The sequence below is a fragment of the Nocardiopsis kunsanensis DSM 44524 genome (genome assembly GCF_000340965.1).
Classification (GTDB): Bacteria; Actinomycetota; Actinomycetes; order Streptosporangiales; family Streptosporangiaceae; genus Nocardiopsis; species Nocardiopsis kunsanensis.
Window position 1 is genome coordinate 58,463 of the sequence record NZ_ANAY01000035.1, and the last position, 10,925, is coordinate 69,387.

General features: G+C 71.6%; 7 protein-coding genes. 5 read left to right on the forward strand and 2 right to left on the reverse strand.

All coding sequences use genetic code 11. The features are described from left to right. The first annotated feature begins 85 nt into the window (after positions 1-85). The 4 genes from tal to pgl all read left to right on the forward strand — a co-directional run bounded on the left by tal (position 86) and on the right by pgl (position 4,618). Positions 86-1,195, forward strand: a complete 1,110-nt coding sequence (tal, locus tag D456_RS0119345; RefSeq protein WP_017577837.1) for a transaldolase — start codon at positions 86-88, stop codon at positions 1,193-1,195. A 127-nt stretch (positions 1,196-1,322) separates the two neighbouring features. After that, positions 1,323-2,921 (forward strand): glucose-6-phosphate dehydrogenase, encoded by a 1,599-nt coding sequence (gene zwf, locus D456_RS0119350; protein WP_017577838.1) that lies wholly within the window; start codon positions 1,323-1,325, stop codon positions 2,919-2,921. A gap of 28 nt (positions 2,922-2,949) precedes the next feature. Then, a complete protein-coding gene (locus D456_RS0119355; RefSeq protein WP_017577839.1) occupies positions 2,950-3,879 on the forward strand; it encodes a glucose-6-phosphate dehydrogenase assembly protein OpcA in 930 nt (309 codons plus the stop codon). Continuing rightward, positions 3,872-4,618 carry a 6-phosphogluconolactonase gene (pgl, locus tag D456_RS0119360; RefSeq protein ID WP_017577840.1) on the forward strand — a complete coding sequence of 249 codons (747 nt, stop codon included), beginning with the start codon at positions 3,872-3,874 and terminating at the stop codon, positions 4,616-4,618. Before D456_RS0119355 ends, pgl begins: the two co-directional genes overlap by 8 nt. A gap of 1,234 nt (positions 4,619-5,852) precedes the next feature. Here pgl and D456_RS0119365 read toward each other — a convergent pair. Then, on the reverse strand, positions 5,853-7,424 hold the full coding sequence (locus D456_RS0119365; protein ID WP_017577841.1) for an alpha/beta hydrolase: 1,572 nt from the start codon (positions 7,422-7,424) through the stop codon (positions 5,853-5,855). Positions 7,425-7,504: 80 nt separating this feature from the next. Beyond that, the gene (locus tag D456_RS0119370) at positions 7,505-9,661 is read right to left on the reverse strand and encodes a PDDEXK family nuclease (protein WP_017577842.1); all 2,157 of its coding nucleotides are present in this window, start codon (positions 9,659-9,661) and stop codon (positions 7,505-7,507) included. 730 nt (positions 9,662-10,391) lie between these two features. Between D456_RS0119370 and D456_RS0119375 the strand changes: the two genes are divergently transcribed. Next, positions 10,392-10,799 (forward strand): MerR family transcriptional regulator, encoded by a 408-nt coding sequence (locus D456_RS0119375; protein WP_017577843.1) that lies wholly within the window; start codon positions 10,392-10,394, stop codon positions 10,797-10,799. Positions 10,800-10,925: the final 126 nt, after the last annotated feature.

Below are 10,925 nucleotides of genomic sequence, written 5' to 3' on the forward strand. Positions count from 1 at the left end.
CGGGCCCCGCCGGCCGGACGTTCGGCGGGGCCCGACCCCTGTGACGAGGGCGAACGTCGCCCGTTGAGGAAAGCGCGAGAGAATCATGAGCAACGAGGCACTCGAGTCCCTGAGTGACGCAGGCGTGTCCGTGTGGTTGGACGACCTCAGCCGTGAGCGGCTGCGCTCGGGCAACCTGGCCGAACTGATGTCGACCCAGCACGTGGTCGGCGTGACCTCCAACCCGACCATCTTCGACAAGGCCCTCTCGGAGGGCGAGGCCTACGACGACCAGGTCGCCGACCTGGTCGCGCGCGGAGTCTCGGTGGACGAGGCCGTGCGCATGCTGACCGGCTACGACATCCGCTGGGCCGCCGATCTGATGCGGTCGACCTACGAGGCCACCGACCGTGTCGACGGCCGGGTCTCGCTGGAGGTCGACCCGCGCCTGGCCCGCGACACCGAGCGCACCATCGCCGAGGCCAAGGCCCTGTGGTGGCTGGTGGACCGGCCGAACCTGATGATCAAGATCCCCGCCACGTCGGAGGGCCTGCCCGCGATCACGCAGGTACTGGGCCAGGGCATCAGCGTGAACGTGACCCTGATCTTCTCCCTGGACCGTTACCGCCAGGTCATGGACGCCTTCATGGAGGGCATGGAGCTGGCCCGCGCCAACGGCCACGACCTGTCGCGTATCCAGTCGGTGGCCTCCTTCTTCGTCAGCCGTGTCGACGCCGAGGTCGACAAGCGCCTGAAGCAGATCGGCACCGACGAGGCCGTCTCGCTCCTGGGCAGGGCCGCGATCGCCAACGCCCGCCTGGCGTACCAGGCCCACGAAGAGGCCTTCGACACCGAGGAGTGGCGTGCCCTGGCCGACCTGGGCGCGCAGCCGCAGCGTCCGCTGTGGGCCTCCACCGGGGTGAAGGACCCCGAGTACGACGACACGCGTTACGTCACCCAGCTCGTGGCGCGCGAGACCGTCAACACCATGCCGCAGGCGACCCTGGACGCGGTCGCCGACCACGGCGAGATCGAGGGCAACACGGTCCTGGGCACCTACCGGTCGGCGCAGGAGGACTTCGCCGCGCTCGAGGCCGCCGGGGTCAACCTCACCGATGTGTTCGGGGTCCTGGAGGAGGAGGGCGTGCAGAAGTTCGTCGACTCCTGGGACAGCCTGCTCAAGGGTGTCTCGGCCAAGCTCCGGAGCCTGGCCTGAGCCATCCGGGGCCCTCTCCCGTGCCCTTTTCCCGTGCCGGGGGCCGGTCCCCGGCACGGGTACGGTCCGGTCCCCGTCCACCGGCCACCCTCGACAGGAAGCGTGAGTCAGTTTGAAAGAACCAGCGATGCCGGGAGCGGTCCCCAACCCGCTCCGAGGCGCCCTGGACCGCCGACTGCCGCGTATCGCCGGCCCCAGTGTGCTGGTGTTGTTCGGCGTCACGGGCGACCTGGCCCGCAAGAAACTGCTGCCGGCCATCTACGACCTGGCCAACCGGGGACTGCTGCCTCCGGGGTTCGGCCTGGTGGGTTTCGCCCGCAGGGACTGGGAGGACCAGGATTTCGCGCAGGTGGCGCACGATGCCGTGCGCGAGTACGCGCGTACCCCTTTCCGTGAGGACGTGTGGCGCCAGCTGAGCGAGGGCGTGCGGTTCGTCCAGGGTGATCTGGACGACGAGGCTGCCTTCGACGAGCTGGCCGCGACCGTGCGCGAGCTCGACACCGCACGCGGTACCGGTGGCAATTACGCGTTCTACCTGTCGTTGCCGCCGAAGCTGTTCCCGACCGTGGTCACCCAGCTCAAGCGTTCGGGGCTGGCCGAGCCGCGGGAGGGGGAGCCCGCTGCGCCGGAGGCGTCCGCTGAGAACGGTGACGGGCGACGGGGCGGGGCCGGTGGCGCCACGCCGTGGCGCCGTGTGGTCATCGAGAAACCGTTCGGACACGACCTGGCCAGTGCCCAGGAGCTCAACGAGGTCGTGGACGAGGTCTTCCCGCCCGCGTCGGTCTTCCGTATCGACCACTACCTGGGCAAGGAGACGGTCCAGAACATCCTGGCGCTGCGGTTCGCCAACACCCTGTTCGAACCGCTGTGGAACCGCAGCTACGTCGACCACGTGCAGATCACCATGGCCGAGGACATCGGCGTGGGCGGACGCGCGGGCTACTACGACGGTATCGGCGCGGCCCGCGACGTGATCCAGAACCACTTGTTGCAGTTGCTGGCCCTGGTGGCGATGGAGGAGCCGGTCGCCTACAGCGCGGACGCGATCCGTGCGGAGAAGGAGAAGGTGCTCTCGGCGGTCTCCCTGCCCGAGGACCTGTCCACAGGCACGGCGCGCGGCCAGTACGAGGCCGGTTGGCAGGGCGGCTCGTACGTGCGCGGGTACTTGGAGGAGGAGGGCATCCCCTCGGAGTCCATCACCGAGACCTACGCGGCCCTGAAACTGGGCGTTGACACGCGCCGGTGGGCGGGGGTGCCGTTCTACCTGCGCACCGGCAAGCGGCTGGGGCGCAGGGTCACCGAGGTGGCGTTGGTCTTCCAGGCCGCAGCCCAGCAGATGTTCCCGCGCTCGGACGTCAGCGAACTGGGGCAGAACGCCCTCGTGCTGCGTATCCAACCCGACGAGGGAGTGACGCTGCGTTTCGGGTCGAAGGTGCCCGGAGCCAGCATGGAGGTACGGGACGTGAGCATGGACTTCACCTACGGGCAGTCCTTCACCGAGGCCAGTCCCGAGGCCTACGAGCGGCTCATCCTGGACGTGCTCATCGGCGACCCGCCGCTGTTCCCGCGCCAGGAGGAGGTCGAGCTGTCGTGGCAGATCCTGGACCCGGTGGAGAAGCACTGGGCCGGGTCGGGTCAGCCCGAACAGTACGGGGCGGGTACCTGGGGCCCGGAATCCGGGCAGGCCCTGCTCGCCCGGGACGGTCGCCAGTGGCGGCGCCCGTGAGCAGACACGACCATGTCCGGAGGGTGCCATGACGCTCTATCTGCCGCAGACCACCACCTCGCAGATCACCGAAGCGCTCATGTCCGAGCGGCTGAGCGTGGGCGGCGGGGCGATGAACATGGTGCTGACCCTGGTCATCGTCACCGACGAGGCCGACCACTACGACGCGGTACGGGCCGCCACGGAGGCGGGACGCGAGCACCCCTCCCGGGTGGTCGCGCTGATCCGCCGCGACCCGGCGGCCGAGCCGGCCATCGACGCGGAGATCCGCCGTCCGGGTACTTCCGGGCCGGGTGAGGCGGTCCTGCTCCGGCTGTACGGGCCGTTGGGCAGCCACCCCGACTCCGTGGTGACACCGCTGCTGGTGCCGGACGCACCGGTGGTGGTGTGGTGGCCGGGGCCAGGACCGATGGATCCGGGCGCCGACCGGGTGGGCCGGCTGGCCCAGCGGCGCATCACCGACGCTCTGCGTGCCGAGGATCCGTTGCAGGACCTGCGTGGGCGGGTAGCTCATTACCGTCCGGGCGACACGGACCTGACCTGGACCCGGCTGACACCGTGGCGTTCGTTGCTGGCGAGTGTGATGGACCAGCCCAGCGGGTGGGTGACCTCGGCGTCGGTGACGGCCGAGCCGCACTACCCGAGCGCCGAGCTGCTGGCGTCGTGGTTGTCCGAACGCCTGGCGGTTCCGGTGGAACGCCGGACCTCGCACGGGCCCGGACTGACCGAGGCGCGGTTGTCCACCGAGGAAGGGGACATGGTGATCTCCCGGACCGACGGTCGGACGGCCGTCCTGGAGCGGTTCGGACAACCGGACCAGACGGTGGCGCTGGCCCGCCGCGGCGCAGCCATGGCCCTGGCCGAGGAACTGCGCCGACTGGACGCAGACGAGACCTATGCGAGCGCGGCCCGGCACCTGGGCCACGTGAGCGCTGGAGCGGAGCAGGCAAGTGAGTGAACCGGAAGTCGTCCGTCGTCCCGACGGCGAAGAACTGGCCGCAGCCGTCGCGGACGAGCTGGCACGCACGATTCGTAGCGCGGTCGCCGATCGGGGCGTTGCCCACGTGGCGCTGACCGGCGGCGGCATCGGCATCAGGACCCTGGCCGAGCTGCGGGGGGCCGCCGAGCGCATCGGGCTGGACTGGTCCGGTGTGCACCTGTGGTGGGGCGACGAGCGTTTCCTGCCCGACAAGGACGGGGAGCGCAACGAGACCCAGGCGTGCGAGGCACTGATCGACCACATCGACATCCCCTCGCACCAGGTGCACCCGATCCCTGCCTCGGACGGGGCCGACGGTGACGAGGTCGAACACGCGGCGACCCGGTACTCGCGGGAGTTGGCGGTGGCGGCGCGCGGCGAGGGTCCGGTCCCGTCCTTCGACGTGTGCCTGTTGGGTGTGGGCCCGGACGCGCACGTGGCGTCGCTGTTCCCGGGACTGCCCCAGGTGCACGACGACGAAGCCGCAGTGGTGGGTGTCTACGACGCTCCCAAGCCGCCGCCGCGCCGGGTGACGCTGACCCTGCCCTCGATCCGGGCCTCGCGCCGTGTGTGGTTGATCGCCTCCGGGGAGGGCAAGGCCGAGGCCGTGCGCCTGGGTCTGGTCGGCGGCCCGGTGGAGGAGGCACCCGTGGCGGGTGCGCGCGGGCGCGAGAGCACGGTGTTCTGGTTGGACGAGGACGCCGCTTCCCGGATCTAGGTGTCGCGGGCGGCCCGGGCCCCGCTCCCCTTCCTGTGGGGCGGGGCCCTCGTCGTGACCGGGGCCGGTACGGGTGAACGCACTGTTGGGCCGGTCGGGGTGGGCAGTGTCCGTCGGCGCGCCGAACGTAGTCCGCCCGGGAGCTCCCGCGACCCGCTTCGGTGCCCCGTCACATCTGTTTCTCGGTGCCCATAGTTGCGGCGCGGGTTGGGGGTGGGGTTTCTTGTGGTGCCGGGGGTGGCTGGTGTGTGCGCGGTGCCCGGGGCCGGGTTCCTGGTCTGTGGTGTGGAGGCCCGGGGGTGGTGGGTGTGCGGGTGGCTGGGCGGGTTTCGGCGCGTGGGTATTGCTGCCGGAACCGGCTTCGGCTGTGGTTCTTGTTGCCAGTGTCGGATTCGAGGCCCAGGCGGTGCCGGGCCGGGCGGTTGATAGTGCCCGTGTGGGCACCGTAGGCGGGTGCTGGTGCCCACACGAGCACTAACAACGGTGGTTTTCGGTCTCCGCCACCCGCGCGGGTGCCGTTCCCGGCCTCTCTGTGTCGGAGTTTCTCCAGTACGGGTGCGGGCGCACGCCTGTCACCCCCGGCTGCAATGCGCTACCGGGAGTGCGCGGGGCCGTAGTTGCTCCCGTAGGGGGCCGTTGCTGTCGCAGGAGCGAACGGCCGTGCCCATGCCGCAAGCGTTGACCGCAATGGCCCGCCACTGGGGGGGTGTAGTTGGCCCCCACTTCTTCGGGCGGACGGTTGGCTGCGGCCGCGGGGTGTTCGGCGGCGAGAGCGGGCCGGCCCGGGGAAGGGGTGGACCGCACACCCCGAGGCGCCGCGAACAACCCCGCACAACGCCGCCACATTCACCTCAATGAAAAGTGTGTGTCGGGGCGCCGACGAGGGTTGCGGGAAGCCCCGGCCGGGCTACGCTCGACGCTCCGCCGAACACCACCCACCCGTCACCGGTCCTCCGGCCCCACCCCACCAGTCACCGGCCCACCAGGTCACCCCACCTACCACCCCCGCCGGTCGGCCACCGGCCCACCGGACCCGTCCACCGCTCAAGGCAACGCTCCTCACCCTTCGGCCCCGTCAACGATCCAGGTGTGGATGAACCGGGTCCCGCCCCTGTCGGTTTCCAGGGGGCCTCGTCATATCCGGGCCCGGGGCTCCGGGGCCGGGCGGAGGCACGAGCAGGCAGAGGCACGGCCGGCGGCCGCAGCCGCCGGCCCCGTTGCCGAGCGGTACGGGTCAGCGGCCGGGGTCGCAGGACAGGCCGTCCCGGGGCAGGCGGTCCTCGAGCACGTAGGCGTCGACGGCCTCCTCCACGCAGGTGTTGCGTCCTTCCCCGTAGAGGGTGTGGCCGGCGCCGGTGTAGGTCACGAGGCTGGAGCCGGGCATGTCGCGATGCAGGTCCTCGGCCCAGGCGTAAGGGGTGCTGGGATCGCCGAGGGTGCCCACGACGACCGCGGGAGGGGCGTCCTCGAAGCTCACGTCGTCGGGGACCTGCTCGGTCCCGGTCCAGTGGGCGCAGGGCAGCTGATCCCAGACGGGGTCGGGGCCGAGCAGGGGCGCCACGTCGTCGGCCACCCGCGCTGCGTCGCGGTAGTCCCACACGTCTGTCGGGTCGCGCCGGTCGGCGCAGCTGATCGCGGTCCGGGCGGCCTGCGCGTCGACGTGGTCGGCGCCGGGTTCGGGGGGTGCGGGACCGCGGTCGCGGTAACTGCCGAAGACCTCCTCGTAGAGCGTGCCGAGCCCCTCCCGCGCGTCCGCCTCATCACCCTCGTGCAGGGCGGTGAACAGAGCGGCGAGGTCGTCCCAGTCCTCGTCGCGGGGCAGGGCGAGGGTGAGCAGCAGGGAGAACATGTCGCCGTTGATGGCGACGCCGTCCTCGGCGACGAGGGGGGCGTTCTGCAGGTCGGCGATGACCTGCTCGGTGATCCCGATGGCGGTGCCCGGGTCGGTGAGGGGGCAACCGGGTTCGGTCGCGGTGCAGTGTTCGGTGAACATGTGCCAGGTGTCGCGGAAGGCGTTGGCGCGTCCGAGAGCGGCGTCGATACCGCTGCCGTCGAGAAGGACGGGGCTGTCCAGGACCATCGCTCCGGTGCTCTCGGGGAAGGTGCCGGTGTAGAGGGCTCCGACGCGGGTGCCGTAGGAGTAGCCGACGAAGTCCAGGGTGTCCTCGCCCAGGGCGTCGCGCAGCACGTCCAGGTCCTGTACCACCTCGACGGTGCCGAGGTGGGCGAGGAAGTCCTCCCCCACGGCCTCCTCGCAGCTCTCGGCGTAGTCGCGTGCGGCGTCGTCGAGGAGGCGCATGTCCTCGGCGTCGGTACCGAGGGGGTCGGCGGCGCCGGCGCTGCTGAGGGCGCGGTCGAGGGCGTACCGGTCACCGCAGGCGAACCCCTCGCTGGCTCCGACCCCCCGCGGGTCGAAGGAGACCAGGTCGTAGGCCTCGCGTACGTCCTCACCGAAACGCGGGGTGTTCAGGGCGTCCACCCCGGAGGCACCGGGGCCGCCGTAGTTGAGGACGAGCGAGCCCTGGCCCCTGTCGGTCCCGCCCTCGGCGGGGTGGCGGGCCACGGCCAGGTCGAGGGTCCGCCCGTCGGGGTCGTCGTGGTCCAGGGGGACGGTGAGGGTTCCGCACTCCAGAGCCCTCAGCCAGTCGCGGTCGCCGCCGAGCCCGGTGAGGAGGGTGAGGTCCTCCTCGTCGTGGCAGGGGGCCCAGGTCACGCTCCGGCCGTGGAAGGTCTCCTCCTCCCCGGGCGTGCAGCCCGCGATCAGGACGGTGCTCAGAGCGATGGCGGCCGCTCCCCCGTGACGCATGCGTGTCCTCCCCGTGTGTGTCGCGCCCCCATCCTGTCGGCCGCCGGGGACCGGCGTGGGGAGGCCGAAGGCGGGTCGTGTCAAAGGAGGGAGAGGTCGGTGTGCAGGGGCGCGGGCGGGTCGTCGGGGGCGGCTGCCAGGACGAGCGGGTGCAGGGGATCGCCGAAGGTCAGGCGGGGTTCCGGGGGTCGGGCCCCGGGTGGGGTGTGGGTGATCCAGTCGACGAGTTCGCGGGCGCGGCCCACGTCGCCCCCGGGACGGGTGAGGGCCAGGACGGTACCGGCGACGTCGCAGCGCAGGTTGAGGTGCAGGGTCGCCGCGTGCACGCTCTGGGCCCAGGCGCCGGGGCTGACACGGCGGGTACGGCGGTCGTGGGGGCGGCGCCGGCGCCAGGCGGGGGCGGCCAGGCCGACGGCACGGTCGCCGCAGGTCAGGACGAGGCTGGGGCGTTCCCGGGCGGTGTGGGCCCGTTCGGGGTCGGCCAGGGTGGTGTCGGCCCAGACCTCGACGGGGTCGGCGGTGGCGCGGGTCAGGGCGGTACGGGCCGCCTCGAGCAGGGCCGCGTCGACGTGGACGGGGTCTGCGGTCAGGGGCCCGGTCAGGGGCGTGTAGCCGGACAGGACCAGGGACCAGTCGACGGCGGCACGCGCGTGCAGGGGCACTCGCCCGTGGGTCAGGCACACCAGGGCACGTTCACGGGGGAGCTGGTAGGTGGCGCAAGCTCCGGAGTGTCGGGCCGCCAGTGCCAGGCCCAGGCTCATGGCCTTGGTTCCGGTGGTGAGGTCGGCCACTGCGGGACGGCCGTTCTCCCCGGTGATCCAGGCATGGGCGCGGGCGGCCACGGCGTGGGGGTCGGAGCCGTCGACGGGGTCCGCGCCGAAGCGGACCCGGTCGCGGTAGCCGTGTTCCTCGAGGTGGGCGGCGTCGGCCGGCGGGGCCCCGGGGTGTTCGGCACGGTGCAGGGTGCGGGCGGCGGCCTCGCGTACGTGTTCGCGTATGCCCTGGCGGGAGGACAGGATCAGGGTCCGGGCGGGGCGGTGGGCGTGCACGGCTGTGAGGGTGCCCAGGCGGCTGCCGCCCAGGGCGGTGACCAGGGCGGGTGCGGACCCGGGACCGGGATGGTGGCCCGGTGGGGCGGGGGCGGTGGGCAGCGGAGGGTGGGGGACGGTTTCCGTGGGTGCGGGGGCCAGCCCGGGGAAGAAGGCCGAGCGCAGGTCGTCGAAGGAGGTCAGGCGGCGCAGGAGGTCGTCGAGGGCCCACACGTGGGTGTTGGGTGCAGTCAGGGCGGGGTTGTGGTCGAACATCGCCGCACGCAGGCGCGGGTCGGCGGGGCCGGTGTGCACGAACAGGACACAGACGGCGTTGCCGAAGACCCGGCGGGCCTTGGCGAGGGTCCATCCGGCGCGGGCCTCGACGTCGTCGGCCCGGGTCTTGGTCTCCACGCACAGCACCCGGTGGCGGTGGCGGACCACGGCGTCGAAGTCGGCGACGGAGTCCCCGGGACGGGCCGGGTCGGCGACACGGCGCGGGCCCAGGACCTCGGTGTCGGGTGCCCGGCGCAGGTGGCGGCGCAGGTGGGCGAGCACGCGGGCCTCGGCGATGATCCCGCGCCGGGCCGCGGGGCCGAGCCGGGGGTGGCGGGCGTCCAGGGCCTGGGTCCCGCCTTCGGCGACCAGGCGCACGGGTTCGGGGTCGCGGTCCTCGATCCAGTGGGATCCGTGGACGGCGGCGAGCGCGGCCAGGTCGACGCGGGAGGTGTCGACGGGCAGGGCGGGCCTGTGGGGATCGGCGGTGCGCAGCAGGTCGCGTCGGGGGTCCAGGTACAGGCGCCAGCCGGGAGCGCGGGGGTGGTCGGTCTCGGGCAGGGTCTGCTCGTGCAGGAGAGCGGCGGCCACGCTCATGATCTTCGTGCCGCCGGTGTAGTCGAGGTACCAGGGGCGAGCCCCTCGTACGGTTTCGAGGGCCCGCAGGTGGTCGACGACCCCGTCGGGGTCGTGCGGGTCGGGGCCCACGCTCATCACGTGCACGGAGGCGGGTGCGGTGCGTGCACGCACGGCCTCGGCGACCCGGTGGGCGGTGGGCAGGGTGTCGTCGCTGCCGGCCAGGACGAGGTGGTCGTGGGGCAGGGTGAGCGCGGACAAAAGCGCGGGTGTGGGGTTGCGCCCCACGAGGACGACGGAGGTTCGGGGGGTGTCCACGTGGTCCTTCTCGCGCGTTCGTTCACCGTGTGGAGCCATGGTAACCGCTCGCCGTTCTCGGTGATCGGTGATGGCCGTGCTGGCCAGGACGGACCGGTCACCTCCAGTGGGGCGACCGAAAACCTCATGAGACACCCGTCGGGTCACTCCGGGAAGAGTCCGGACCGAGACATCGTGGAGCCGGCTCTGCCTTTTTCTCAGAACCCCTAAAATTCTACCCTTGCGTCAGGGTAGAGTCTCGGGTGGAGGGTCGGCCTGCTTCCTTCGCACTCACCACCCTCCTGCGGGGACACGGACCCGGCTCCACCCGTGCCGCGCCCCGTGCCCCCGCAGCCGACCCGGACTCGTGCCCGGACGTGCGCACGGATCCCCGAGGAGGCAGGGAACATGGCCACCCGAGCAGAGGCCGCCGAGTACCTGCATGGAGCCTTCGGCACCGAACCGTCGCCCCGGGGGCAGGCCATCAGCGCAGCGGAGCTGCAAGGGGCAAGCCATGAGGCCCTCGCCACTCTGGGGCAACCCCATGGGATCCTGTTCCCACCTCCGCGCCTCATGGAGGTATCTGGGCGATGTGCCGCGGAGTATGTGAACATCGCGTGGCTCTGGCCAGACCGGAGCCATCCCTTCCGGCCCCCAGGCAGGGCAGCTCACCCGAGACGGCATGACACCCTCATTCGTACACAGGCGCGCTACCGTGGCGCGCTACGAACACTGAGACCACAAAAACGAATCTAACGTTAAAGTAGATTCAGCGGAAAGGGGTGCCGCGATGTCCGAGACACGTCACATGCAGATCGGTGAGGTCGCCGAGCGAACCGGTCTGTCCCTGCGCACGATCCGTTACTACGGCGAGGTCGGCCTGGTCGAGCCGTCCGCTCGCTCCCGTGGAGGTTTCCGTCTCTACACCGAGGAGGACGTGGACCGGCTCCAGCTGATCAAGCGGATGAAGCCGCTGGACTTCAGTCTGGAGGAGACCCGCGAACTGCTGGCTGCGCTCGACCGCCTCAACGACACCGAAACCGGCAGGGACGAGCGTGAAGCGCTGAGTGAGAGGCTCGACGCCTTCGAAGCGGCCATCGCCGCCCGTTGCCAGGCTCTGCAGAGCCAATTGGCGATGGCTGAGGAATTCGCCGGGCGGCTGCGTGAACAACGGACCCGGAACAAGGCCACCACCTGAAGAACACGGAGGAGCAAGAGTGACAACGACGGCGCCGGTTGCAGGCAAGGGAACGGCTGAGGTCACGCATGAGGCTGCCAAGCGGCGGACGTTTGCGGTGATCTCCCACCCCGACGCCGGTAAGTC